General features: G+C 69.4%; 25 protein-coding genes. 17 read left to right on the forward strand and 8 right to left on the reverse strand.

Translation table 11 applies throughout. The annotated features are described in order from the left end of the window. Position 1 precedes the first annotated feature (1 nt). Together YIM_RS08730 and YIM_RS08735 are read left to right on the forward strand one after the other, a co-directional pair. Positions 2-1429 carry a phenylacetate--CoA ligase family protein gene (locus YIM_RS08730; RefSeq protein ID WP_153029843.1) on the forward strand — a complete coding sequence of 476 codons (1428 nt, stop codon included), beginning with the start codon at positions 2-4 and terminating at the stop codon, positions 1427-1429. Then, on the forward strand, positions 1430-2152 hold the full coding sequence (locus YIM_RS08735) for a DUF4184 family protein (protein ID WP_153029844.1): 723 nt from the start codon (positions 1430-1432) through the stop codon (positions 2150-2152). 1 nt (position 2153) lies between these two features. Here YIM_RS08735 and YIM_RS08740 read toward each other — a convergent pair whose 3' ends face one another. Then, positions 2154-2567 carry an SsgA family sporulation/cell division regulator gene (locus YIM_RS08740; protein WP_153029845.1) on the reverse strand — a complete coding sequence of 138 codons (414 nt, stop codon included), beginning with the start codon at positions 2565-2567 and terminating at the stop codon, positions 2154-2156. Between the two features lie 240 nt (positions 2568-2807). Here YIM_RS08740 and YIM_RS08745 point away from each other — a divergent pair, with 240 nt between their 5' ends. Continuing rightward, a complete protein-coding gene (locus YIM_RS08745) occupies positions 2808-3389 on the forward strand; it encodes a dihydrofolate reductase family protein (protein ID WP_194240088.1) in 582 nt (193 codons plus the stop codon). Here YIM_RS08745 and YIM_RS08750 read toward each other — a convergent pair. The 5 genes from YIM_RS08750 to YIM_RS08770 all read right to left on the reverse strand — a co-directional run bounded on the left by YIM_RS08750 (position 3338) and on the right by YIM_RS08770 (position 9088). Then, positions 3338-3991, reverse strand: a complete 654-nt coding sequence (locus YIM_RS08750) for a PIG-L deacetylase family protein (RefSeq protein ID WP_153029847.1) — start codon at positions 3989-3991, stop codon at positions 3338-3340. The genes YIM_RS08745 and YIM_RS08750 overlap by 52 nt on opposite strands. Positions 3992-4186: 195 nt before the next feature. Beyond that, positions 4187-6046 carry a glycosyltransferase family 39 protein gene (locus tag YIM_RS08755; protein ID WP_153029848.1) on the reverse strand — a complete coding sequence of 620 codons (1860 nt, stop codon included), beginning with the start codon at positions 6044-6046 and terminating at the stop codon, positions 4187-4189. After that, on the reverse strand, positions 6043-7290 hold the full coding sequence (locus YIM_RS08760; protein WP_153029849.1) for a bifunctional glycosyltransferase family 2/GtrA family protein: 1248 nt from the start codon (positions 7288-7290) through the stop codon (positions 6043-6045). Before YIM_RS08760 ends, YIM_RS08755 begins: the two co-directional genes overlap by 4 nt. A 170-nt stretch (positions 7291-7460) precedes the next feature. Further along, entirely contained in the window at positions 7461-8396 is a 936-nt protein-coding gene (locus YIM_RS08765) for a threonine/serine dehydratase (RefSeq protein WP_153029850.1), read from the reverse strand. Further along, positions 8279-9088, reverse strand: a complete 810-nt coding sequence (locus tag YIM_RS08770; RefSeq protein ID WP_228004637.1) for a CDP-alcohol phosphatidyltransferase family protein — start codon at positions 9086-9088, stop codon at positions 8279-8281. Before YIM_RS08770 ends, YIM_RS08765 begins: the two co-directional genes overlap by 118 nt. 117 nt (positions 9089-9205) lie before the next feature. Between YIM_RS08770 and YIM_RS08775 the strand changes: the two genes are divergently transcribed. The 7 genes from YIM_RS08775 (at position 9206) to YIM_RS08805 (ending at position 14987) form a co-directional block, all read left to right on the forward strand. Beyond that, a complete protein-coding gene (locus tag YIM_RS08775; RefSeq protein ID WP_153029851.1) occupies positions 9206-10177 on the forward strand; it encodes a zinc-binding alcohol dehydrogenase in 972 nt (323 codons plus the stop codon). Between the two features lie 3 nt (positions 10178-10180). Continuing rightward, the gene (locus YIM_RS08780) at positions 10181-10579 is read left to right on the forward strand and encodes a 6-carboxytetrahydropterin synthase (RefSeq protein WP_153029852.1); all 399 of its coding nucleotides are present in this window, start codon (positions 10181-10183) and stop codon (positions 10577-10579) included. Further along, entirely contained in the window at positions 10576-11595 is a 1020-nt protein-coding gene (locus YIM_RS08785) for a glycosyltransferase family 4 protein (RefSeq protein ID WP_153029853.1), read from the forward strand. Before YIM_RS08780 ends, YIM_RS08785 begins: the two co-directional genes overlap by 4 nt. After that, a complete protein-coding gene (locus YIM_RS08790) occupies positions 11592-12380 on the forward strand; it encodes a class I SAM-dependent methyltransferase (RefSeq protein ID WP_153029854.1) in 789 nt (262 codons plus the stop codon). The genes YIM_RS08785 and YIM_RS08790 overlap by 4 nt, the downstream gene beginning before the upstream one ends. A 56-nt stretch (positions 12381-12436) precedes the next feature. Then, positions 12437-13078 (forward strand): GTP cyclohydrolase II, encoded by a 642-nt coding sequence (locus YIM_RS08795; protein ID WP_153029855.1) that lies wholly within the window; start codon positions 12437-12439, stop codon positions 13076-13078. Continuing rightward, entirely contained in the window at positions 13075-13872 is a 798-nt protein-coding gene (locus YIM_RS08800) for an inositol monophosphatase family protein (protein WP_153029856.1), read from the forward strand. The genes YIM_RS08795 and YIM_RS08800 overlap by 4 nt, the downstream gene beginning before the upstream one ends. A 68-nt stretch (positions 13873-13940) precedes the next feature. Further along, positions 13941-14987 carry a lysylphosphatidylglycerol synthase transmembrane domain-containing protein gene (locus tag YIM_RS08805; RefSeq protein WP_153029857.1) on the forward strand — a complete coding sequence of 349 codons (1047 nt, stop codon included), beginning with the start codon at positions 13941-13943 and terminating at the stop codon, positions 14985-14987. Here the strand turns inward: YIM_RS08805 and YIM_RS08810 are convergent. Further along, on the reverse strand, positions 14904-15584 hold the full coding sequence (locus YIM_RS08810) for a creatininase family protein (protein ID WP_228004638.1): 681 nt from the start codon (positions 15582-15584) through the stop codon (positions 14904-14906). The two genes, YIM_RS08805 and YIM_RS08810, sit on opposite strands and share 84 nt — an antisense overlap. 122 nt (positions 15585-15706) lie before the next feature. On the opposite strand from YIM_RS08810, the gene YIM_RS08815 reads away from it, so the two are divergent. The 4 genes from YIM_RS08815 to YIM_RS08830 all read left to right on the forward strand — a co-directional run bounded on the left by YIM_RS08815 (position 15707) and on the right by YIM_RS08830 (position 20858). Next, on the forward strand, positions 15707-18673 hold the full coding sequence (locus tag YIM_RS08815; RefSeq protein WP_194240089.1) for a BTAD domain-containing putative transcriptional regulator: 2967 nt from the start codon (positions 15707-15709) through the stop codon (positions 18671-18673). Between the two features lie 130 nt (positions 18674-18803). Next, the gene (locus YIM_RS08820; RefSeq protein WP_228004639.1) at positions 18804-19415 is read left to right on the forward strand and encodes a hypothetical protein; all 612 of its coding nucleotides are present in this window, start codon (positions 18804-18806) and stop codon (positions 19413-19415) included. A 190-nt stretch (positions 19416-19605) separates the two neighbouring features. Continuing rightward, positions 19606-20334, forward strand: coding sequence for an alpha/beta fold hydrolase (locus YIM_RS08825; RefSeq protein ID WP_153029859.1), 729 nt, complete (start codon positions 19606-19608; stop codon positions 20332-20334). 83 nt (positions 20335-20417) lie between these two features. Then, a complete protein-coding gene (locus tag YIM_RS08830) occupies positions 20418-20858 on the forward strand; it encodes a MarR family winged helix-turn-helix transcriptional regulator (protein WP_153029860.1) in 441 nt (146 codons plus the stop codon). Positions 20859-20868: 10 nt separating this feature from the next. Here YIM_RS08830 and YIM_RS08835 read toward each other — a convergent pair whose 3' ends face one another. Beyond that, entirely contained in the window at positions 20869-21711 is an 843-nt protein-coding gene (locus tag YIM_RS08835; protein WP_153029861.1) for an SDR family NAD(P)-dependent oxidoreductase, read from the reverse strand. Between the two features lie 165 nt (positions 21712-21876). Here YIM_RS08835 and YIM_RS08840 point away from each other — a divergent pair, with 165 nt between their 5' ends. From YIM_RS08840 to YIM_RS08850, 3 genes are all read left to right on the forward strand, one after another. Then, entirely contained in the window at positions 21877-22467 is a 591-nt protein-coding gene (locus tag YIM_RS08840; protein ID WP_228004640.1) for a TetR/AcrR family transcriptional regulator, read from the forward strand. A gap of 448 nt (positions 22468-22915) precedes the next feature. After that, positions 22916-23269 carry a hypothetical protein gene (locus YIM_RS08845; RefSeq protein ID WP_153029862.1) on the forward strand — a complete coding sequence of 118 codons (354 nt, stop codon included), beginning with the start codon at positions 22916-22918 and terminating at the stop codon, positions 23267-23269. Positions 23270-23569: 300 nt separating this feature from the next. Beyond that, on the forward strand, positions 23570-25228 hold the full coding sequence (locus tag YIM_RS08850) for an AIPR family protein (protein WP_153029863.1): 1659 nt from the start codon (positions 23570-23572) through the stop codon (positions 25226-25228). The last annotated feature ends 28 nt before the right edge of the window (positions 25229-25256 follow it).

A 25256-nucleotide genomic window follows, 5' to 3' on the forward strand; every position in this document is an offset into this window, starting at 1 on the left:
CATGGATCTGGAGCGACCCCACCGCGTGACGCGGGCTTTCGAGCGATTCTTCTCCGGTGAACCGGCGGCGATGGACCCGGTGGCCCTGTTCCACGAGGTGGCCGACTCGGTGCCGGCGTACCGGAAGTTCCTCGGTGAGCACGGCATCGACCCGGTCACTATCACCTCGCGGCAGGACTTCGAACGGTTGCCGCTGCTGGACAAGGCCTCCTACCACCAGCGCTACCCGCTGCCCGAGCTGTGCCGCGACGGCAGGCTCGAGGACCTGGACATGATCGCGGTCTCGTCCGGATCGAGCGGCACACCGACCATCTGGCCGCGCTCGCTGGCCGACGAACTGGAGATCACCCGCCGGTTCGAGCAGGTGTTCCGCGGGTTCGGCGCGGACGCCCGGCGAACGCTGGCGGTGGTCTGCTTCCCGCTGGGCACCTGGGTCGGCGGCCTGTTCACCACGGCCTGCGTGCGGCACCTGGCGGCGAAGGGCTTCCCGATCACCGTGGTGGCGCCGGGCAACAACAAGGCGGAGGTCCTGCGTGTGCTGCCCGAGCTGGCGCCGCACTTCGAGCAGGTGGTGCTGCTGGGATATCCGCCGTTCGTCAAGGACGTGGTGGACAGCGGCGAGGGCTGGGCACGGTACGCGGTGAAGCTGGTGCTCGCGGGTGAGGTGTTCAGCGAGGAATGGCGTGACCTGATGGCCGAGCGCGCCGGAATGGCCGACCCGGTGCGCGATTCGGTGGCGCTGTACGGCACCGCCGACGCCGGGATCCTTGGCAACGAGACCGCGCTGTCGGTGTCCGTCCGCCGCTTCCTGGCCGGTCGCCCGGAACTGGCGAGGGAGCTGTTCGGTGCCGACCGCCTGCCCACGCTGGTGCAGTACGACCCGGCGAGCCGGTACTTCGAGACGGCCGACGGCACGCTGCTGTTCACCGGCGACAACGGGATTCCGCTGGTCCGCTACCACATCGCCGACGAAGGCGGAGTGCTCGCACACGACGACCTGCTCGATTTCTGTGCGCGGCACGGGTTTTCGCCACCGGCGGGGGAGAACCTGCCGTTCGTCTACGTCTTCGGCCGCTCGCTGTTCACCGTGTCGTTCTTCGGGGCCAACGTCTACCCGGAGAACGTGACCGTCGGACTGGAGCAGCCGGGGATCAGCGACTGGGTCACCGGCAAGTTCGTGCTCGAAGCGGTCGAGGACGAGCAGCGGGACCGGCGGCTGCGGGTGACCGTCGAACTCGCGCCGGGCAAGGGTGGTGACCCGGCCGCGGTGGCCGAGTCGATCCGCGCGCAACTGGTGCGGTTGAACAGCGAGTTCGCGCACTACGTTCCCGAGGACCGGCAACTGCCCGAAGTGGACTTGAGGCCGGCGGGCGACCCGGAGTACTTCCCGGTCGGCGTGAAGCACCGCTATACCCGTGGGCAGTCATAAGTGCCGTTCACCTTCGCGCACCCGGCCGCGGTGCTGCCGCTGCGGCGGGTGCTGTGGTTGCCGGGACTGGTGGCCGGCGCACTGGCCCCGGACGTCGCCTACTACCTGCCGATTCCGGGCGGATCCGAGATCACGCATTCGCTCGGCGGGGTTTTCTGGGCGGATCTCGCACTCGGCATCGTGCTGCTGCTGATCGGCTGGGCGGTGCTCGCGCCGCTGCTCGCACTGGCGCCGGACGGCGTGCGCGCCCGGGTCGAGGTCCGAAGTGGACTGAGGGTGGCGGCCTGGCGACTCGCTGTGTCCATTGTGGTCGGAGCACTGACGCACGTGGTCTGGGACGCCTTCACGCACGTGCACGGGCCCGCGGTGCGGCACTGGGCCTGGCTGCGGACGTCCGTGGTCGGACCGCACCGGCTCTACAACGTGATCGGCTACGTGTCCTCGGCAGGCGGGCTGCTGGTGCTCGCACTGGCCGCGGTGCGGTGGTACCGGCTGGCACCGGCCGGGAACCCCGCCACCGGGCTTCCTCGGCGAACGAGGACCTGGCTCGGTGCGGGCTTCGGGGTGACCGTCGTGCTGGGGGCGGCGTACGGCCTGGCGGATCCGGTGAGCCGCGTGAGCGGCTACGACTGGGTCAGGCAGCTGCTCGTCGGCATGACGCAGGGTGCGGGCGTCGCGCTCGCCGCCTACGTCGCGGGGTGGTACCTGACCCGGCGGCGATGAGTCAGCTGTGCGAGGTCAGCTTGCCCAGCTCGTGCTCGAAGTCGAACCACTGGTGCTCGGAGCCGGCCGGGATCTTCTCGTAGGTGCGGTCGAGGAAGGCGGCGATCTCGGCTGACGGTGCCTCCATCACCGCCTCGCCGTCCGGCGTGATCAGCTCGAAGACCACGAACTCCGGGTCGGTGGCCGGGCTGATCCGGAGGTCACCGAGACCGGCCGGGGCGAGCAGCCCGTCGGCGAGCAGGTCGCGGGCGCACATCCACTGCACGGTGCCGCGGCCGGTGTGGAAGTTGACCGCGACCGCGTACGGGTCGCTGGTGTCGTACGACAGCTCCGCGGGCAGCGGCGCCGGGCCCGCCGCGAAGGTGCGCAGTCCGAAGACGATCTTCGCGCGGGTTGTGTCCTGGTAGTCGGGCATCGCCGTGGTTCCTTCCGTCCGTTCGCCGGCTCTCTCCCTATAGAGAACGCGCGAGCACGCACTGTGGAACATGAAACCACTTCGCTTCATCCCAAAGGAGGAGTGCGAGGCGTTTCACCGTCACCCGTCTGCCTGAACGGGGTGTGACCGGGGTTACTTCCAAGATCTTTTCGACGGCTGTCGATCCGCGTGCCGCCCGCTCGACGCATGGTCAAACGCATCGACACGAGGAGCGCGAAAATGGGCAAGATCGTCAACGCCACGTACCTGACCCTCGATGGTGACATCAGCAACATGCAGGACTGGCACATGGACTACTTCGGTGAGGAGGCCAACCGCGCCGCCGACGCGCAGCAGCGCGCCGCCGACGCGGTGATCATGGGCCGCGAGACCTACGAGAGCTTCGCCGAGGTCTGGCCGTCGGTGACCGAAGAGGACGGTTCGCCCGCCCGCATGAACCTGATGAAGAAGTACGTGGTCTCGACCACGCTGACCGAGCCGAAGTGGCAGAACACCGAGGTGATCAGCGAGAACGTGGCCGAGCGCATCCGCGAGATCAAGGACTCCGGCACGAACCTGCTGCAGTACGGTTTCGGCGCGGTCACCCGGCTGATGCTCGACCACGGCCTGCTCGACGAGCTGCGTGTCTGGCTGCACCCGGTGCTGTCCGGCAAGGCGGCGCCCGGCGAACTGCTCTACCGCGACGGCCAGCAGTACAAGTTCGAGTTCAACGACGTCGAGGTGCACGAGACCGGACTGCTCATCCTGAGCTACACGCCGAGCGCGGGCAGCAACGCCTTCGACACCACGAACGCCTCGTAGTAGCGCGGGACGCCGCTCTCCACCGCGCCGGCTTGCCGCGCCCACCAGCGGGCGCGGTCCAGCACGGTTTCGCGGTGCATGAAGGCCTTGTCCGCTTCGGACTTGTAGCAGGCCAGTGCCTTCAGCTTCAGGTCGATGTGCGCGGTGATGTCGGTGAACAGCTGCGGGGAGAACGAGTCGGCCTGGCCGGGCGGTTCGCCCTGCAGGACCAGGCCGACGTGCCCGGCCCGGTGGGCGACCGTGGTCGCCACCGTGCCGACCACCTGGTGGTCCTGGTGCTCGCGCGGACCGGGGTAGTGGGTCAGCACGATGGACGGCCGCACGCGGCGGATGTGCTGCTCGATCCGGTCGAACACGGCCCGCCCCGCGGTCAGCGAGCCGTCCTCGAAGTCCTCCACCACCAGCTCGGAGCCCAGCATCGCGGCGGCGAGCCTGGCCTCCTTCGGGCGGAGGTAGGACTGCTCCACGTCGCTGTTGGCGCCGTCGGTGAGCGAAAGCACCGACAACGCGTAACCCCGCGCGCGCAGCACGGCGAAGGTGCCGAAACAAGCCAGTTCGGCATCATCGGGATGGGCGAACACCGCCAGCGCGACCTTGCTCATTGATCCTCCCCTAGCCAACGTTTGAAGATGTTTTGCGTGGCGGTGCGGGTGGCGGAACCTCAGGCGTCTTCTCGCTCCGGGAGCTCCACCTCATGAACACCAATTCACCGCGGGTGAAGCTGTCCTCGCGAGAAGACGCCTGAGAACCCGCGGCGGTGCGAGGTGACGGCCCACAGCAAGCGGCTCCGCCGCTTCCTAGGAACAGCTGAACAATTTCTGGGCGGGCTGACCCCCATACGCGGCGGGATCGACCAGCACGCACTCGCGGTCCAGCCACGCCGCCCGTTCCTGCTGGGCGGGCGCGCTCGGTCCCTGCCCGAGACTGCTCAGCACGAACCGCAACCGGCCCTGTGCCACCCAGTCCGACAGCTGCGCGGGCGAGGGTGCCGGGTCGGCACCGGCGTAGCCGCCGAGACCGACCACCGTCTCGTCGGTGTGGATGAGGAACGGCGAGGTGGCCGTCGACCCGCGTTCGACCGCGAGCACGATCTCCGCGCCACCGCCGTTTTCCTTGGCGTAGGCCAGGATTCGCCGGTTCTCCTGGCTGAGGTCCGCGGTCAGCAGGCCGCCGAACCCACCGGGGCTGCCCTTCAGCTTGGCGAACAACTCGCTGAGCGGACCCGCCGACGGCAGCACGCCGATCCGGTTGCCGTCCAGTGCGGTGCCGACGGACCACACCGCCGGCGCGAGCGCGATCGCGGCCAGGGTGAGGCCCAGCGCGGGCTTGCGCAGTTCCTCCCGTTGCTTGGCCACGACCAGCGCCAGCACGGCCGCCACCGCGACGATCACCACGGCCCACCGGAGCCACCCGTGCCACGCGAGGTTGCGGGAGATCACCACCCACGCCCAGCCCGCGGTACCGGCCACGACCAACGGCAGCAGCATCCACGCCGCGGTGTCTTCGCGATAGAACCGCCACATCAGGGCGATCCCGGCGGCGCCCAGCGCGGCCACCGCCGGCGCGAGCATGGCCGAGGTGTACGGGTGCATCACCCCCTGCGCGAAGCTGAACAACAGCCCGGCCAGCACCAGCCAGCTGCCCCACAGCACCCAGCCCGCTCGTCCCTCACGCCCGGCCCGGCGGAAACCGATCACCCCGAGCACCAGTGCGACCAGCGCCAGCGGGAGCAACCAGGAGATCTGCCCGCCACCGGCCGCGCCGAACATCCGCGTGATGCCGGACGCGCCACCGGCCACCCCGACGTTGCCGCCACCGGCCTGCGTGGCGACCGCGGCCCCGCCCTCGGCGCCGAACAACCGGCCGAACCCGTTGTACCCGAAGATCAGGTCCATCGCGGTGCCGTCGGCGGTGCTGGCCATGTACGGCTTCTCGCCCGGCCACCAGTCGCGCAGCGCGGGCCACCAGAACGAGGACACGAACAACACGAGCCCGGCGGCGAGCAGGTCGAGCAGCTTGCGCCGGACCGAGCCGGAAGCGCCGACCAGGAACGCCGCGGCGAGGCCGGGCACCACGATCCACGCCTGCAGCATCTTCGTGGTGAACGCGCAGCCGACGAAGAACGCCGACCACAGCAGCCACCCGGGGTGCCGCCCGTTCTCGACGGCGCGGGTGAGCGCGTACGCGGCGGCGACCAGCAGCAGCACGAGCAGCGTGTCCGGCAGGTTCACCTGGTTCACCGCGACGGTGATCGGGGTGAGCGCGAGCAGCAGCGCGGCGAGCAGCGCGGTGGGTTCACCGGCCCAGCGGCGCACGGTCCGGTGCAGCAGGAACACCGCGCCGACCCCGGCGAGCACCTGCGGCAGCAGGATCGCCCAGCCGTGGTAACCGAAGATCCACACCGAGACCACCTGCGGCCACAGCGACATCGGCGGCTTGTCCACCGAGACCGCGCCCGCCGGATCGTAGGCGCCGAACAGGAAGTTGGTGAATCCGGAGGACATCGCCTTGACCCCGGCGCTGTAGTACGTGTTGCCCCAGCTGCCCGAGGCGAAGCCCCAGGCGTAGAGCAACCCGGCCAGCAGGCAGATCCCGGCCAGCGCCCAGACCGCCGTGCGGGTGGTCGCCGGCGCGCTCCGGTCGGCGGTGGTGGTCATGCCGACGGCTCCTTCCGGCGGAAGACCCAGTTGCGCAGCAACAGGAATCGCCCGGTGGTGCCGAGGATCGACGACACCAGCAGCACGGCCAGTTCCAGCGCGCGGGAGGCGTCCGGGGCCAGCCAGTGCAACAGCAGCAGCGCGCCCGAGGTGAACCCGTAGTACAGCGCGAAGACGATGATGCCCTGGAAATGCACCCGGCCGGTGGAATGCCGTCGCCCGGCGAAGGTGTACCGGCGATTCGCTTCGGTGTTGAACAGGGTGGTCAGCGTCAGTGCCGCCAAATTGGCGAGCAGCAGCGGCATCCATTCCCGGAAAATCGCGTACAAGGTCAGCGTCGCCACCGTGGAAATGGCACCGACAATGGCGAACGAGAGCAATTGCCAGGAAAGCGCGCCGGCGTTCCCGCCGAGCACCGGATCGGGGTGGATCGGCTTCGGGTCGGGCCGCTGCGGCAGCTCATCGACACGGGCGGTGCCGCGTGCCTTCGCCCTGGCCACCCTGATCAGCCCCCGGATGTCGTGCCAGGCCGTGCTGGTCACCTCCACCCTGGTGTCCACGTCCTCGATCCAGTCCACCGGCACCTCGTGCACCCGCAGCCCGTTGTGCTCGGCGAGCAGCAGCAGTTCGGTGTCGAAGAACCAGCCGTCGTCGTGCACGTGGTGCAGCAGCGGGCGGATGACCTCCGCGCGCGCGGCCTTGAAACCGCACTGCGCGTCGCGGAACCGGGCGCCGTGCGTCAGCCGGATCAACGCGTTGTAGGAGCGGGAGATGAACTCGCGCTGCAGGCCGCGGATGGTGCGCGCGCCGGGCGCGTGGCGGGAGCCGATGGCGATGTCGGAGTGCCCGTTCGCCAGCGGGGCGACCAGCGGCAGCAGCGCGTCCAGTCCGGTGGACAGGTCGGCGTCCATGTAGACCACCACGTCGGCACCGCTTTGGCCCCACGCCTCGCGCAGCGCGCGACCGCGGCCCGCCACGTCGAGGTGCATCACGCGTACCCGCTCGTCGTTGCGCGCCAGCGCGTTGGCCACTTCGAGCGTGCCGTCCTCGCTGCCGTTGTCCATCACCGTGATGGTCCAGTCGTACGGGAAGTTCTCGCGCAGGTAGGCGCGGAGCACTTCGACCGTGCCGGTGAGCGCGCGCTCCTCGTTGTACACCGGCACCACGATGTCCACCGTGGTGGTGCTCAGTGAAATGGGTGCGGCGGCGGCCGGAATCTTCGTCGCCTCGGGGGTTCTGTGCATCGCCTCTCTTTTCCTTCCAGGGAGGTCGAAATGCGTGCTGGGGGTAATGCGGCCCGTGAATTACTGTGCCAGCCGGTCCGCGCCGCCCCAACCCCCTAATTGCGCACCGGTTTCCCCCCTTACCGCTGGACGGCAGGGGTTCAGCAGGCGTTAAGGTCAGCCGGTTTGTATTAGTGCACGGCGGCCGTCAGCGCCGGGATGGTGATATTGCGGCCGGACACCACGGCGACCGTCGTGCCCCGCGTTTTCCCTTTGCCCGCAAGCAAAGCGGCCACCGAGAGCGCGCCGGCCCCTTCGGCGACGACACCGCGTTCGGTGATCAGGTACCGCATCGCCGCGCGGATTTCGGTTTCGGTCACGGTGAGCAATTCGGACACGTGCGCGGCGATCAACTCGATGGTGACGGAACCGCGTTCCACCCCACCGGCCACCCCGTCGGCGATCGTTTCGCCGATCGGCACGTCGAGCACGTGCCCGGCACGCACGGCCGTGGAAACCGCCGTCGATGCCGCGGCTTCGACCCCGATGATCCGGACGTCCTCATACCCGGCGGCCCACAGTCCGAGCCCGGAGGCCAGCCCACCACCGCCGATGGCGCAAACCACGGTCAGCGGCCCGGAAACCTGCTCGCGGAGTTCGGGCCCGATCGTGCCCTGGCCCGCGATGACCGCGGGATCGTTGTACGGCGAGAGGTAGTACGCGCCACCGGCCGCGAGGTCCAGCGCGTGCTGCTCGGCGTCGTCGTAGGAACTGCCGACCTCGACCAGGTCGATGCCGGTGGCGCGGAGCGCGGCGACCTTGGCGGGGGAGGCGTTGCCGGGCACCACCACGGTGGCGCGGCGGCCGAGCGTCCTGGCCGCGTGCGCGACGCCGAGACCGTGGTTGCCCGCCGACGCGGTGACCGGCACGACGTCCGCGGGCAGTGCGCTCAGTGCGTTGAGCGCGCCGCGGATCTTGAAGGCACCGGTCGGCTGGAACGATTCGAGCTTCAGGAACAGCCCGTCGTCACCTGCGTGGAGCGGGGTCGGAGCGAGTCGTGCGGAGATCGTGCGCCACGCACTGGCGAGGTCGTCGCGGTCCGGGACGCGCACTCGGCGGAACTCCATGCTCCCAAGTTAGCCCGCCACAGCCAGGCGGTGTCCCGGCCGAACGACCACAGCAGGCTGCCCAGCGCACCCGCGGCGACCGTCACCGACAGCGACTCCGGCAGCAGTTCCGAGGTCACCACCACCAGCGCCACGCCCTGCACCGCGCACACGACCTTGCGCCCCATGCTCGGCGGCAGCTCCGCCCGCAGCCACGGCGCGACCCACGCGGCCGCCACGAACAGGTACCGCATCGCGCCGATCACCAGCACCCACGGCCCGGCCACCGAAGCCGCCGACACGCTGAGCACCAGGATCAGGAACGCGTCGACCTCCATGTCGAACCGGGCGCCGAGGGCCGAAGCGGTGCCGGTGCGTCGCGCGACCTGCCCATCGACGGCGTCCAGCGCGAGCGCCACCGACGCGACCGCCACCAGCAGCACCGTGTGCGGGCTCGATCCGGTCACCGCGGCGTCGGCGACCAGCATGGTCACCCCGCCGACGAGCACGGCCCGCCCGGCGGTGACCCGGTTCGCCGGACCGAGCGCCCACGGCCGCTCGACCGCGACGGTGAGCACGCCCCACAGCAGCGCGGTGTACGCGGCCCCGGCCAGCCAGCCCGCCGGCCCGAGGCCGAGGTACCCGCCCAGCGCGGTGAGCACCGCCAGTTGCCCGGTCAGCCAGCCGGTCGCTTCAAGTCCCAGTGTGCGCATCGGTCCTCCTAGCCTTACCCCCAAGCACGTACCAAGTCCGTGAACGGTTCAAGCCGGGCCGAACCCGCCTATCCTGACGGGACGATCTTCGGCCACCACCGGCAGACGAGGAGGGGTATGCACCGCGCCTTCTGGCTCCGCGCCCCAGGTCAGGGTGAACTCCGGCCGGTCGAGGTGCCCGCACCCGGTGAGGACGAGGTGCTGGTCCGCACGCTGTACTCCGGGGTCAGCCGCGGCACCGAGGCACTCGTCTTCCGCGGGGAGGTGCCGGAAAGCCAGCACCAGGTGATGCGCGCGCCGTTCCAGGAGGGCGAGTTCCCCGGCCCGGTGAAGTACGGCTACCTCAACGTCGGCGTGGTCGAGCAGGGCCCGGCCCACCTGCGCGGGCGGACGGTGTTCTGCCTCTACCCGCACCAGACGGCCTACGTGGTCCCGGCGGACGCGGTGACGCCGGTGCCGGACGCGGTCCCGCCCGGCCGCGCGATCCTGGCGGGCACCGTGGAAACGGCGGTCAACGCGGTCTGGGACGCCGAACCGAAGATCGGCGACCGGATCGCCGTGGTCGGCGGTGGCATGGTCGGCTGCTCGGTGGCCGCGATCCTGGCGGGCTTTCCCGGCGCGCGGGTGCAGCTCGTCGACGCCGATCCCGCGCGGGCGAGCGTGGCCGAGGCGCTGGGTGTCGGCTTCGCCACACCCGAAGCCGCCGAAGGTGACTGTGACCTGGTGATCCACGCCAGCACCACCGAAGCAGGCCTGGTGCGCTCGCTCGAACTGCTCACCACGGACGGGGTGGTGGTCGAGCTGAGCTGGTACGGCGAAAAGCGGGTCTCGCTGCCGCTGGGCGAGTTCTTCCATTCGCGACGGTTGACCATCCGCGGCAGCCAGGTCGGCGTGGTGTCCCCGGCCCGGCGCACCCGCAACTCCTACGCGGACCGCATGGCACTGGCGATGGAACTGCTCGCCGATACTCGGTTTGATGCCTTGATCACCGGGGAAAACCCGTTCGGCGAGCTGCCGGAGGTGCTGCCCCTGCTGGCCGGCGGCGAGTTGCCGTCGCTGTGCCACCGCATCGTCTACCCAGGAGAGTGAACCTTGTTCAGTGTGAACGTCCGAGGGCACATCATGGTCGCCCACAGCTTCCGCGGTGAGGTCTTCGGCCCGGCGCAGCAGCTGCACGGCGCGACCTTCGTGGTGGACGCGACCTTCCGGCGGTCCGAACTGGACGAGGACAACATCGTCGTCGACATCGGACTGGCCACCGAGGAGCTGGCCGCCGTGCTCGGTGACCTGAACTACCGCAATCTCGACGACGTGCCGGAGTTCGCCGGGATCAACACCTCCACCGAGTTCCTGGCCAAGGTGATCGCCGACCGGCTGGCCGGCAAGGTGCACGCGGGCGCGCTGGGCGAGGGCGCGCGCGGACTCGCCGGGATCACCGTCACCCTGCACGAATCCCATGTGGCCTGGGCGAGTTACGAGCGTTCGCTGTGACCGAGCTGCACGTCGTGCTGCCCGGGGACGTGGACGATCCGCGGGTGCCGAGCGGCGGCAACACCTACGACCGCCGCGTGTGCGACGGGCTGCGCGCGCTGGGCTGGCAGGTGCGCGAATCCGCGATCGACGGGAGCTGGCCCGAACCGGACGACAACGCGTGCGACCGGCTGGCCGCGCTGCTCACCGGTCTGCCCGCGGGCGCGCTGGTCCTGCTCGACGGCCTGGTCGCGGCCGGCGTGCCGGAGATCATCACCGCGCACGCGAGCCGGTTGCGCCTGGTCGTGCTGGTGCACCTGCCGCTGCGGGTCGAGCACCCCGGCCTGGACCGGCTCGAACGCACCACGCTGCACGAGGCGAGCGCGGTGATCGCGACCAGCGACTGGGCGGCCGGGCAGCTGGTCGAGCACCACGGCCTCGAACACGTCCACGCGGTGCCACCCGGTACGGATTCCGCGCCGATCGCGTCCGGTACCGACGGCGTGCGGCAGCTGCTCTGCCCGGCCGCGGTCACCCCGCGCAAGGGGCAGGATCTGCTGGTCGAGGCGTTGTCGGAGGTCAGCGGCCTGGACTGGCACTGCCGCTGCGTCGGTACCGTCGCCCGCGATTCCGGGTACGCCGACGAGGTGGCGGGCATGGTCGCCGAACGCGGTCTCGGCGAGCGGATCGAACTGGTCGGCCCGCGATCGGGAGCGGAACTGGCGGCCGAGTTCGAGAAGGCGGACCTGGTCGTGCTCACCTCCCGCGCGGAGACCTTCGGCATGGTGATCACCGAGGCGCTCGCACGCGGGATTCCCGTGCTCGCGAGCGAGGTCGACGCCGTACCGGAAACCCTTGCCGGGGCGGGCCTGCTCGCACCGCCCGAACCGGGCGAAATCGCGAAGGCGTTGCGTGCTTGGCTCACCGACGGCGAATTGCGCGATCGGCTGCGCGAAGCGGCGTACGCCCGCCGGGCGACGTTGACCGGTTGGGACCACACCGCGCGGAAGCTCGCGCACCTGTTGGAGCGCGTATGAGCGAGTTTTCGTCCGAGTGGCTGGCGTTGCGTGAACCGGCGGACGCCGACGCGCGAGCCGAAGAGTTGCTGGAACCGTTGCGCGAGCGCCTGGTCACGCCACTGCGCATCCGGGATCTGGGCTGTGGCACGGGATCGATGGTCCGCTGGCTGGCCGATCGGCTGCCCGGTCCGCAGCACTGGACGCTGCACGACCGCGATCCCGCGCTGCTGGCCGTGGCCGCCGAGCGCAAGCCCGCCTCCGTCACGGTGACCACGTCGCGTGGTGACGTGACGAACCTGTGCGCCGCGGATCTCGCCGGGACCTCGCTGATCACCGCCTCGGCCTTGCTCGACCTGCTCACCGCCGACGAGGTTTCCGCGCTGGCCACGGCCTGCGCGGGCGTCCCGGTCCTGATGACGCTGTCGGTGGTGGGGGAGGTGGAGCTGACCCCGGCGGATCCGCTGGACGCCGAGCTGGCCGCCGCGTTCAACGCGCACCAGCGGCGGGTGGTCCTGGGGCGGCGGCTGCTCGGACCGGACGGGGTGGCGGTCGCCGCCGAGGCGTTCGGCTACCACGGCGCCACGGTCCGGCTGGCGGCCAGCGACTGGCGGCTGGACGGCACGCGGTCCGCGTTGACGGCGGAATGGTTGAACGGCTGGGTGGCCGCGGCCGTGGAACAGGAACCCGCGCTCGGCGCGGCGGCGGAGCGTTACCTGCGCGAGCGGCTGGCGGCGTGCGCCGCGGGTGAGCTGACGGTGGCGGTGCGCCACCGCGACCTGCTCGCCCTGCCGCGCGTGGACTGAGTCCCCGATCTTGGTTAGCGTGGGCCCGGGGTCGAGCGAAGATAGGGAGTTGTTTGATGCGCGATCAAACCGTCGAGTTCGAGGAAATCGCCGAAGCCGACCTCATGACCAGCCGGGGAAAATTCCGCACGGTCGCATTCCGTGACTCGGCGGACGGCAACGAACATATCGCGCTGGTGCTCGGTGATGTCTGGCGACAACAGGACGTGCTGGTGCGAGTGCATTCCGAATGCGTCACCGGCGACATTTTCTCGGCGAGCCGCTGCGAATGCGGTGACCAGCTGGGCGCGGCACTGGACCGGATCGTGCAGCGGGGCCGCGGGGTGCTGGTCTACCTGCGCGGACACGAGGGCCGGGGGATCGGCCTGGTGGCCAAGGTGCGCACCCACGTGCTCCAGGACGAACAGGGCCTGGACACGGTGGATTCGGCCACCTCGCTCGGTCTTCCGGTGGACGTCCGCGATTTCGGGCCGGCCGCGCGGGTGCTCAGATACCTCGGTGTGCGCACGGTCGAACTGATGTCGAACAACGGGGACAAGATCGACGCGCTGGAATCGTACGGAATCGGAGTTTCCGCGCGCGTACCGTTGCTGATCCAGCCGACCGACCACAATATCCGCTATCTCACCGCGAAACGGGATCGGCTGGGCCACCACCTGCCGCACCTCGATTCCGTGGTCAACGGACTGGGCAGTTGATGGACCACTCCGCTCTGCAGCCGGTCGCCGCGGAGGCGCTGAACCGGGCCACGCGCATCATCGGGTCCCGCATCCCGGGCGCGGTGACGCTCAAGAGCGACCGCGATCTGGTCACCGACGTCGATCTCGCGGTGGAGGACGAGCTGCGGGAGTTCCTCACCGCGGAAACCCCGGAGATCGGCTTCCTCGGTGAGGAACACGGCCACACCGGGCCGAAGGACCGCTGGTGGGTGCTGGACCCGGTGGACGGCACCTCGAACCTGGCGCACGGCATCCCGTTGTGCGGGGTGTCGCTCGGCCTGGTCGACGGGGATCGCGGGGTGCTGGCCGCGATCGAGCTGCCCTTCCTCGGTGCCCGGTACACCGCGGTGAAGGGCGGTGGCGCGTTCGCCGGCGACCAGCCGATCCGGATCGCCGACGTGGACCGGATGTCCGACGCGGTGCTCTCGGTCGGTGACTTCGCGACGGGTGAGGATGCCGAGCCGAAGAACCGGGTGCGCCTGGGGCTGCTGGCCCGGCTCGGCGCGCGGGCGCATCGGATCCGGATGCTCGGCAGCGCGGCGATCGACCTGGCCTGGGTGGTCGACGGCAAGCTGGCGGGCACGGTGATACTGGCGAACTTCCCGTGGGACACCGCCGCCGGGGTGCTGCTGGTGCGCGAAGCCGGTGGCCTGGTGTTCGACCGCGACGGCAGTGACCACACCGTCGACTCGGCCGCCACCATCGCCGTCGGCCCCGCGCTGCACGCGGAACTGCTCGAACTGCTGCGACAGGCCGAACTCGATCTCGATTGAACCGTCCGCCGACGTGGTACGTGATCCTGGTTGCCGGGGTGACCACCACGGCGGGAGGAGGGATCTCGATGACCGCGGCCGTGCTCACCCCGGGACTGTCCGAAGCGGGCAAGCGCCTGCTCTGGTCGTGGCTCCGCCTGCTCGCCGGTGTCGGCATCATCGGTTTCCTGTGCTGGCAGCTGGGCACCGGCGCGCTGCTGGACGGACTGCGCGCGGTGAACCTGCCCGCGGTGGCCGCCGCGCTCGGCGTCGGCCTGCTGACCACGGTGTTCAGCGCGGCGCGGTGGGTGCTGATCGCCCGCAGGCTCGGGTTGCGCCTGCCGCTCGGTGAGGCCGTCGCGGCGTATTACCGCGCGTTGTTCCTCAACGTGGCGCTGCCCGGCGGGGTGCTCGGTGACGTGCACCGCGCGGTCCGCCACGGCAAGGACGAAGGTGATCTCGGGCGCGGGGTGCGTGCGGTGGTGCTCGAACGCACCGGTGGGCAGGTGGTGCTCATCGCCGCCGGGATCGCCGTGCTCTCCGCGCAGCCGACGCTCGTCCCGGAACAGGCGCGCGAGGTGATCACCACCATCGGGCTGGCTCTCGTGCCGGTCGCCATCGGCCTGCTGGCCGTCGCCCCGGCGGTGGCCCGTCGCTGGGCGGACAGCGGGTCGAAGTGGCGTCGCGGGGTCGCGGTCACCGTCGCCGACGTGCGGACCGGCCTGCTCTCGGCGAAGGCATGGCCGGGCGTGTTCGTCCTCTCGGCGGCGGCGCTGGCAGGCCACCTGGCGTTGTTCCTGGTGGCCGCACGGGTCGCGGGCACCGACGCGTCGATCGCCCAGCTGCTGCCGATCTTCCTGCTGGCGCTGCTGGCGATGGGCCTGCCGATCAACGTCGGCGGCTGGGGTCCGCGTGAAGGCGTCACCGCGCTTTCGTTCGGCGCCGCCGGACTCGGCGCGGCGCAGGGGCTGACCGTGGCGGTGGTGTACGGCCTGCTGAGCGCGGTGGCGAGCCTGCCGGGCGCCGGGGTGCTGGTGTTCGGGCCGCGCCGGTCAGCCGAGCGCGGCGAGGCAGTCACCGAACGCCGCGACGAGCCGGTCGAGCACGTCCCGGCCCTTTGCCGCAGTGGCCAGTGAGGGCCTGCCGACCACTCCGCTCTTGGTGTAGGCGGACAGCCCGGTGGTGAGCATGTGCCTGCGATCCTCAGCGAGTTCGTCGGCGGTTTCGTAGCCGGGGCGTACCAGTTCCGGATGGGCGTGCAGCAGGATCGAGGTCTCCAGCTCTCCCGCGTGCATGTCGCTGTACGCGGTGGTCTCCAGTCCGACCTCGGCCCGCACGTCGTCCCAGCACTCCATGCTCGGGAACAGCGCCATCCCACTCGACTGCTGCACGACGTTGCTCAGCACGTAGTTGCCGCCGTGCGCGTTGACCAGCACAAGCTTCTCGATCCCGCTCGCGCGCAGCGATGCCGCGACGTCGGTGACGATGGCGGCGAGCGTGGTGGCCGAGATGCTGACCGTGCCCGGCCAGGCGGCGTGCTCATGCGAGCAGGAAATGGTGATGGGCGGCAGTCGCAGCACCGAATGCGCCCCAGCGACCGCCTCGGCGATGGTGCAGGCGATCACCGTGTCGGTGGCCAGCGGCAGGTGGGCGCCGTGCTGTTCGTGGCTGCCCACCGGCAGCACCGCAACCTCAGCCCCGGCGGCCTCCCCCGAGGTATGCGTCGGGATCACCTGGCACCTCCACAGTGGACGTTGCCGCGCTGGCGCGCACCCGCCGGATTCTTCCACAGGACGTGGTCACCCACCGGCGAAACCGCGGTCGTTACAGTGACCGCCGACGGCAGGAGGGCGGTGTGGACTTCGGAGTGCTGGGCCCGCTGACCGTCTGGCGGGCCGGTGTGCCGCTGGACCTCGGCACGCCGAAGGGGCGGCTGCTGCTGGCCGTCCTGCTGAGCCGTCCCGGTCGGCCGGTCGCCGACGACGCGCTGGCCGAGGCGATCTGGGGCGGGGACCAGCCGAAGAGCGCCGCGAAGAACGTGCAGACCTACGTCCACCGGCTCCGGCAGCGCCTGGGGGATCCGGCGCGCATCACCAGGCAGGGCACCGGTTACCTGATCCGTGTGGACCGCGACGAGCTGGACGCGACGCGGTTCGAGGACCTGACGGACGCGGCCAGGGCGGCGCTGGCGGCCGGTGATCTCGAACGGGCAAGCCACCACTTCGACGAGGCCCTGGGGCTCTGGCGGGGACCGGCGTTCGCCGGGATCGCCGATGTCCTCGCGCTGACTTCGGAGGCCGCCCGCCTCGACGAGTCGCGGCTCGGCGTGCTGGAAGAGCGGATCGACGTCGACCTCCGGCTCGGGCGGCACGGCGAACTGCTCGGCGAGCTGACCGCGCTGACGATGGAACACCCGTTCCGCGAGCGGATGTGGGCCCAGCTCATGCTCGCCCTGCACCGCTGCGGACGGCGGGCGGACGCGTTGCTGGCCTACCGCCAGGTCCGTGCCGTACTGGCCGAGGAAACCGGGCTGGAGCCGGGACAGCGGTTGCGGGACCTGCACCAGACCATCCTCGGCGACGACGCCGAGCCGCCGACCGGCTCACAACAGCGGAACGTCGAGAGCGCCCGGATGCTGCCCCCGGCGCTCGGCGACTTCACCGGCCAGCGGGTGGAGCTGGCGGAGATCGAAGCGGTGCTCCGCGCGGACCGCGCCGCCGACGAACCGGCCGCGGTGGTGACGATCTCGGGTCAGGGCGGCATCGGCAAGACCGCGCTCGTGGTGCAGGCCGCGCACCGCCTCCGGGCCGCGTACCCCGACGGGCAGCTGTTCGCGGCGCTGGCCGGTACCCGCGCCCAGCCGGTCGATCCGGCCGCCGTGCTCGGCCGCTTCCTGCGTGCGCTCGGTGTGCCCGCCACCGCGGTGCCCGATGACCCGGAGGAACGCGCGGCCCGCTACCGGGGTCTGCTGGCCGAACGCCGGATCCTGGTGGTGCTCGACGACGCGCTCGACGAGGAGCAGCTGGCTCCGCTGATGCCGGCCAGCGGGACGTGCGGGGTGATCGTCAGCAGCCGCGTGCGGCTGGGCGGTCTTGGTGGTGCGCGCCGGGTCGAGCTTCGCGAGATGTCCGAAGTGGACAGTCTGGCGATGTTGCGCAACAGCACCGGCGACCGGTTGTCCTCGGCCACCTCGGCGGAACTGGCCGACCTGGTGCGGTTGTGCGCACGACTGCCGCTCGCGCTGCGGATCGCCGGGTCGCTCCTGGTGTCCCGTCCGCACTGGCGGGTCACGGACCTCGTGTCGCGGTTGGCCGACGAACAGCACCGGCTGGACGCGCTCCGCTACCGGGATCTCGAAGTACGGGCCAGTTTCGGGCTGAGTTACCGGGGTCTCCGGCCGGAAGCGCGGCGATTGTTCCGGTTGCTCGGGCTCCTGGAGGCCCCCGACTTCCCGCTCTGGGCGGCGGCCGCCGCGCTCGACACCGAACTGCGCCCGGCCCAGGAACTGCTCGACGAACTGGTCGACGTCCATCTGCTCGACGTCATCGGAACGCCCAACGGCCAGGCGCGTTACGGCTTCCACGACCTGAGCCGCGCATACGCGAGGGAACGCGCGGACCTGGAGGAGTCCACCGAAGCCCGGCACGCGGCGGTCGTCCGTGTCCTCAGCGCGCTTCTCGCCCTCACCGACATCGCCGATCGTGACCACATGGGACAGAACATGTTCCAGCAGGACGCTTCCCGGTGGCGGCCGGAGCGGGTGGCGGCGAGCCTGCCGACGTCCTCGCCGCCGATGGTGCTGCTGGATTCCGAGCGCATCCCGTTGGTCGCAGGCGTGCGGCAGGCCGCGGAACTGGGTCGGGACGAGCTGTGCTGGGAGCTGGCCGTCGGCGGGCACGCGCTGTTCGAGACCGAACGGTACTTCGACGACTGGCAGGAGTGCTACGAGACGGCGATGGCGCTGGCCGAGGACGCGGGGAACGTGCGTGGCCAGGCCAGGTTGCTCATCTCGATGGCAGGCCTGCGCTACACCCGGCGCCGGTACGGCCCGGCCGAGGCGGCCAACACCGAGGCCATGTGCCTGTTCGAGCGGATCGGGGACCGGCGCGGTTACCTGGAAGCGCTGAGCAACGCGCCGTTCTTCCTGGTGCCCAACGGACGGCTGACCGAGGCGATCGCGGCCGGCCGCGAGGCATTCGAACAGCTCGAAGCCGGCGGGCAGGCCGCGGCGGCACTGCACGCGTACTCCCAGGTCGGCCTCGCCCACCTCCAGGCGGGGCGGCCGGACGAGGCGGTGGAGGTCCTCGCGGAGATCGTCGAAGGGGCGCGGAAGCAGGGGATCCGGACCCTGGTCGCGCGGGACACCTACTGGCTCGGCCAGGCACAACTCGCACTCGGCAGGCACGGGGAGGCGGAGGCGGCGTTCATCGAGCTGACCGAGTTCGCCGGGGACATCGGGCCGTCGGGTGGGTTCTACACGGCCCATGCCTGGGGCTGCTTCCATCTGGCCCGGGGCGAATATGCCGAGGCGCGCCGCAGCCTGCGCGTAGGCGTCGAGATCGCGCGGGCGCTCCACGACCCCATGTTCGAGACCCGGGTTTTTGTCGACCTGCTCGATCCCCGCCTGTACGACCGCCACGAACTCCCGGCCGCGATCGGCGAGGGAGAGCACGCGGTCGAGGTGGCCCGCGGTATCGAGTACCCGTACCTGCTCGCGGGCGTGCTGGAGAAGCTCGCCCGGCTGCGGGCCGCGGCGGGGGACGCCGCCGCCTCGGCGCGCCTGGCGGACGAGGCGGCCGCGGTCGGCGCCAAGGTCCGCTGAACCGCCTATTCCCGACGTGTGCCCGGCGTATTCCGGGCTGTGCCACTGTGCGCGGCGCATCGGACGTTCGAAGCTGCCGCCTCCGGCAGCTCTGGTTATCAGCGAGGTAGTAGTGCACAAGGGACGCATCGTGTTCGCGGCCGCCCTGGCCACCATCGGGCTCGGGCTCTCGGCCTGCGGCGGCGACGAGAAGCGGCCGCAGGCGCCGGAACCGCCCCCGGCGACCACCCCGGCCGCGTCCGCGCCGAGCAGCGGGAGCGCGGACGACGCGAGCCCCGCTCCGGTCGAGGGTGACGTCACCGCGCCGGGCACAAAACTCAAGCTCGGGGAGCGGGCCGTCCTGCCGTTCGAGTACACGAAGGACAAGAAGGGCACCATCGCCGTGACCGTCACGGCGATCGAGAAGGGCAGCGAGTCCGACATGGCCGCCTTCGGCGAGAAGGCCAAGGGGATGACGCCCTACTTCATCAAGATGAAGGTGGAGAACGTCGGCGGCACCGACCTGGCGCACGCGTCGCTGAAGCTCAGCGGTGTGCTGGAAGGCGGCAGTGGCACGGGCGTCGTGCTGATCGGCGACATCCCCGGCAAGTGCGACAACGAGACCGCGCCCGCCAAGTTCACCACCAAGGGCGCGTCGTACGAGACCTGCTCGCTCAGCGCCTCGAAGGACAAGCCGGTCACCGCCGCGGAGTTCGACGAGGGCGACGCCTATTCCGACGGCCCGGTCGTCTGGACCGCCTGACCCGGCAGTACCTCCAGCGTCTCCAGTGCCCCTTGTGCCGACCCCGGCACAAGGGGCACTTCCGGTAGCGGGAGCCTGTGACCCGACTTACATCGCGCGCGAGGTTTTCTTCGGCTAGATTACATCGTGCACGACTTAATCGCACGCGATGTAAATCAGGGCGCAGGCCCTCAGGGGAAGTGAGAGAGTGATGCAGGTTCACCAGGAGTTCGATCAGGTCAAGCCGAAGCCGACCGTCGTGCTGGTGCACGGGGCGTTCGCCGAGTCGGCCAGCTGGGACGGTGTGGTGCAGCGCCTGCAACGGCATGGTTATCCGGTGGTCGCGGTGGCGAACCCGTTGCGGTCGCTCAGCGGCGACGCCGACTATCTGAAGAAGGTGCTGGCCACCATCGACGGGCCGATCGTGCTCGCCGGACACTCCTACGGCGGCATGGTCCAGTCCGCGGCCGCCACCGGGAATCCGAATGTGAAGGCGCTCGTCTACGTCGCGGCGTTCGCGCCGGAGGCGGGGGAGAGCGCGCTGGAGCTGTCGAACAAGTTCCCCGGCAGCACGCTCGGGGAGACGTTGCAGAGCATCGACCTCGGTGACGGCACGCAGGACTTGGTGATCCAGCAGGACAAGTACCGCGCTCAGTTCGCCGCGGACGTGCCCGCCCCGCAGGCGGCGCTGGCCGCGGCCACGCAACGGCCGGTACGGGACGCCGCGCTGGCCGAAGGCGCGCCCGTCCCGGCGTGGCACACGATCCCGTCGTGGTTCCTGAACACCGGGAAGGACAAGAACATCCCGGTGGCGGCCCAGCGGTTCATGGCCGAGCGGGCGCAGGCGCGTGAGGTCGTCGAGCTGCCGAACGCCTCGCACGCCGTGACGGTGTCGCGGCCGGACGCCGTGGCCGACCTGATCGTCCGCGCCGCCGAGTAAGGCATGGGACCCGGGTGTGCCCGCTCGTACCGGGCGCACCCGGGTACCGTCACGGGAGCACCAAGGCAAGGAGCCACACCGGGATGGACAGCGCACCTCAGGCGGAAACCCCCGCGGTCTCCGACTTGCTCTGCTTCGACCTGTACGCGACGTCGCGGGCGATCACCGGGTTTTACCGGCCCATTCTCGACCAGGCGGGGATCACCTACCCGCAGTTCCTGGTCCTGCTGCTGCTCTGGGAACGGGACTCGCGACCGATCCGGGAACTCGTGGGGGAGCTGGGGCTCGAGTACAACACCCTGTCGCCGTTGGTGAAACGACTGGAGAAGGCCGGACTGCTCACCCGCGTCACCCACCCCGACGACGATCGATCGGTACTGGTCCAACTCACCGACGCCGGCCGGGACCTGAGGTGGCTCGGCAACGAGATGACCTGCCGCCTGGGCGAGGCACTCGACATGGACGAGGAAGAAATCACCGCCCTGCGGCGAATCCTCCGGAAGGTTCGGCACAACGTCCACTGAGGACATCCATTCAGTGTGACGCTTCTCGGTGCCATCGGATGCCGAGCATCCGCGCGCTGAGTTCCCAGTGGCGCGAGATCATTTCGGCGTCGTACGCCTGCCTGTTGGTGCGCGTTATCTTGCGTCGGTGGTTGTAGTACTCGCCGGAAACCCATGGCGCGCCGGGGGCCGCTGTCGCGAAGTGCGCGAGGTTCGCGCCGCCCCGCTCGGGACTGATGAGGAGTCGCTTCAGCGCGCCGCGGTAGAACCAGCGCAGGTAACTGGTGGTGTCGGAAGCGAAGTTCGTTGCCACCGGTCCCGGGTGGAACGCGACCGAGGACAGCCCGTGCGCGTGGAACCTCTCGTGGAGGCCCTTGGTGAACAGGATGTTCGCGAGCTTCGCGTTGCCGTACGCCCTGTTCGCGTTGAAGTTCTTCCAGCTGTTCAGGTCGTCGGGATCGATGCGTCCGTAGAGCCGCGCCCCGGCGCTGGAGGTGTTGACCACCGTCGCCCGGCTGTGCAGCAGCCGTTCGATCAGCAGGTGGGTGAGCAGGTACGGGGCCAGATGATTGACCTGGAAGGTTTTCTCGAAGCCGTCCACCGTGCGGGTCGGGCCGGAGAACAGGCCGCCCGCGTTGTTGGCCAGTACGTCGATCTTCTCGCAGGAGTCGAGGAGGGCGGCGGCGAGATCGCGCACCTCGTCGAGACGCTGGAAATCGGCGACGTGGTACTCGGCGCCGACTCGCTCCGCGACCGCCTTCGTCTTGACGGGGCTGCGCCCGACCAGGATCAGCCGCGTTCCTTCGCCGGAGAGGAGCTTGCTCGCGGCAGCGCCGATGCCATCGCTCGCGCCGGTGATGACGATGACCTTCATGGGGTACCTCCCGATCGGAGCCTGCCACCACGCTAACACAATACGAAACTAAGCGTCTTCGTATTGTTTCGGGTAAGCTGCGCGCGACGCGGACAGTGCTGGATACGCGAGGACGTGATGAGCAGAAGATCGACCGGTGGGACCCCGCGTCCGCCGGGCAGGCCCATGGACACCAGCCTGACGCCGGCCATGATCGAGGCCGTGCTCGACGAACTCGCGGAGTCCGGATACGCGCGTCTGACGACCGCGGGGGTCGCCCGCCGAGCCGGGGTCTCGACGGCCACCCTGTACCGACGCTGGCCCACCAAGCGCGACCTCATCCTGGCGGCCGCGGAGCAGATGGCCTCGTCTGAGACCGATGGCATCGACACCGGCTCTCTGCACGGTGACATCCGCGAACTGCTGACCAGAAAACAGTTGTTGGTGTCAGGTAAGGCTGGAGCCGTGCTCGTCGCGCTCCTCGGCGAGGCCGCGCACGACGCGGAACTGGCGGAGATGATCCGCTCAGGGGTCGTCGCCCCAACGCGGGAGTACCTGTCCGCGATGCTCGATCGTGCGGTCGCACGGGGAGAGATCGACGCGGACGTCACCGCCGACGCCGCGACCCGCCTGCTCGAAGGGCTCGCACTCGCCCGAGCCGCGTTCGGCGGATCAGCGGCCGGTGGCGAGACTGGCGAGATGACGTCAACCGACATCGACGCGGATGCGGCCCTGATCCTTCGCGCACTCGGCCACCGCCGGAACCACCCCGCCTAAGACGGCCCGGCGATCAGCAAGCGCCACCATGCCGACGGCGAACCCGGTGGTGCGCGCGAATTTCACCTTGCCGACCACAAAGGACAGCCAGGCAACAACCCTGGAAAACACAAAACTCCAGGTCAGCATACTTACTGACCTGGAGTCTGGGAGTGCGCCATCAGGGACTCGAACCCCGAACCCGCTGGTTAAGAGTCCGAACACACCCGTTTCGGATGGTGTCGAGTGATGCCGTGCATGGTTGTTTCGTTGACTGTCGAGGCGTCACACTGTCAGACTATGCTGCGGTTTGTCGTCGCGTCCGTGCCCTCTCGGGCTCTCCTCGGGCTCGCAACTGCCGGGCCGTGTCGCCTGATCCCGACCCGCCTACGACGACTGGTTCGCCGATTGCGGCTATTCCGAAGAGATTGACGTGGCGGTGTGGCCGTGAAGCGGCTCCGGCAGTGGCTTGTTCAGGACCTTGCTCCTGGCTAACCAGTGCGGCTGCACCGGTCTGGCCGCGTTCGGTGCGGCGTACGCCTCGTACCGTTATGGACGTGAGTTCGCATTCCGGTTCGGCGCGGACGCGGTGACAGCATCGATCTGGCCCGCTGCTGGTCGACGGCTTGCCGACGATCGCAACGGTCGAGGTGTAGAAGACTCACCGCGGCGGTCGCCGATCGGCCGGTGGGAGGCGTGGCTGGCGTTTGTGTTCGGCATCTGCCTGTCGTTGATGGCGAACATCAGCTCAGCGCTCGCATTGAGTCTGTTGCAGGTGACAGTGGTGGCGTGTGCCCGCAGTTGCTTTGCTGCTGGTGGTTGAGTCGCTGAATGATGTGTTGGAGCCAATCTCGCGAGACTGGCTCCGAGACCCAGGAGCGCCGGTAGCGAGTCTGCGACGGTCTCCTGAAGGGAGCCGAGCGAGGAGACCGCCGAGACGGCTGATCTGGCGACGGTCCCGCCACCGGCCATGGAGCCCGAGCGAACGGCCGAGCAGCGAATGTGGGAGTACCACGTCGTCGGGACGGTACTTTGACGTCGACGACGGAGAACTACTACGGCGGAAGGCCGCCAGCGGAGGCTGCCTTCCGCGCTACGCTTCGCAGCGACCAAGGAGGGCCGGTTGAGTACTTTTCACGTCAAGCAGATCGAGACCCACATTAGGTCGCTGTACGAGGCGGAACTGTGGGCGCCGGGGATCGGTGATGTCGCGAACCTTTCCCGCCTGCTTGCTTATCACGCCGTCCAGTTGGTCCTGGGAACGGCCGATGATGCCGAACGCCTGGTCGACATTACCGACGGCGAACTTGACGAAGGGATCGACGCTGTCGGCGTCGACCCGGCCGCGAAGGTTGTTGTCCTCGTGCAGTCGAAGTGGCGTCAGGATGGCACCGGCTCGATGAAGCAGGGCGACGTCCTCAAATTCCTCCAGGGCGTCAAGTCTATGCTGGGGATGAGGGGTGGCGACAAACCTGCCCACGCGTCAGACGAGACCCGCGCCGCCGTCAGCGCGCTGCTGACCACGCCGGGGGCCAAGATCCGCATTGTCACGGCCACGACGGCAAGTGAACCGCTGGCTGCCCCGGTCAAGGCGCCCATCGAGGAGCTTCTGGGACAACTCGACGATCTTGAGGACACTGAGCCCTTGGCCGCCCACGTCCACCTCGCGCAGGCCGAATTCTTCAGGTCGATCGCTGAGCGGCCGCGGACCTCGATCAGCCTCGACGTGCAGATGCTCGACTGGGGTAAGGGCGCGGAACCGCACCGGATCTTCTACGGCCGGGTCAGCGCCGTTGATATCGCGACTTGGTTCGCCGACCACGGCAGCGACCTGTTTGCTGACAACATCCGAGTTGTGATCCCTCGATCGGACATCAACGACGGCATCCTGCAGACCGTCAAAGACGCCCCACAGTTGTTCGCGTACTACAACAACGGAATCACCATGCTCGCTGAGACGATCACTGTCGGCCTCGGTGGCACCCTCAACCGCGATGTCGGGTACTTCACGCTGACCGGTGCGAGCGTCGTCAACGGGGCGCAAACAGTGTCCACCCTCGGCGCGGCCAAGGGGACCGACTTCGAGCAGAATCTCGGCCAGGCTTTTGTGCTCGTGCGGTGCATCGAGGTTCCGAAAGGCCAAGATGGTCTTGCTCAGCAGATCACCCGCTTCGCCAATACGCAAAACGAGGTCTCGAGTCAGGACTTCGCGTTCCTCGACAAGGAACAACATCGACTGGTTCGTGAGTTGCACGTTCTTGGCTACGAGTACATTCTGCGCTCTGCAGAAATCCCCAGATCGAAAGCGACACAGCGGGTCATCGACCTCCGGCAGGCGGCCGTCGCTCTCGCGTGCGCATCAGGTATCGGTCACGCGGTGCTGGCCAAGCGTGAGGTTTCGCGGCTGTTCACTGATCAGTCCGTCTACCGTGCCCTGTTCAACCCGCGAACCGACCCCGTCCGGCTTAGCCACGCCGTCATGATCGTCCGTAACGTCGACGAGATCCTCGACTACGCCTCCCAACATTTCGATGGTGTGCGAGCAGGAATTGCTGTACATGGTCGCCGCGTGATTGCCCACCTCATCATGCGCAACCTCGGTGACAAGGTCCTCAACAATCCCGACACCGACTTCTCCGGAGTGCTGAAAAACGTCCGCAGTCAAGCTCGCAAGTACGTGGACGTCTTAGCTGATGTGTTTCCGTCGAACGCATATCCGGGCAACGTGTTCAAGAACCAGAAACGGGTTGCGGAACTTGTGACGCTCGTGGCGAAGAGTTAGCCGGCCGTCAGTTGCCCCGTGCTGGCGG

Origin of the sequence: Amycolatopsis sp. YIM 10, assembly GCF_009429145.1 — a bacterium.
Taxonomy (GTDB): Bacteria; Actinomycetota; Actinomycetes; order Mycobacteriales; family Pseudonocardiaceae; genus Amycolatopsis.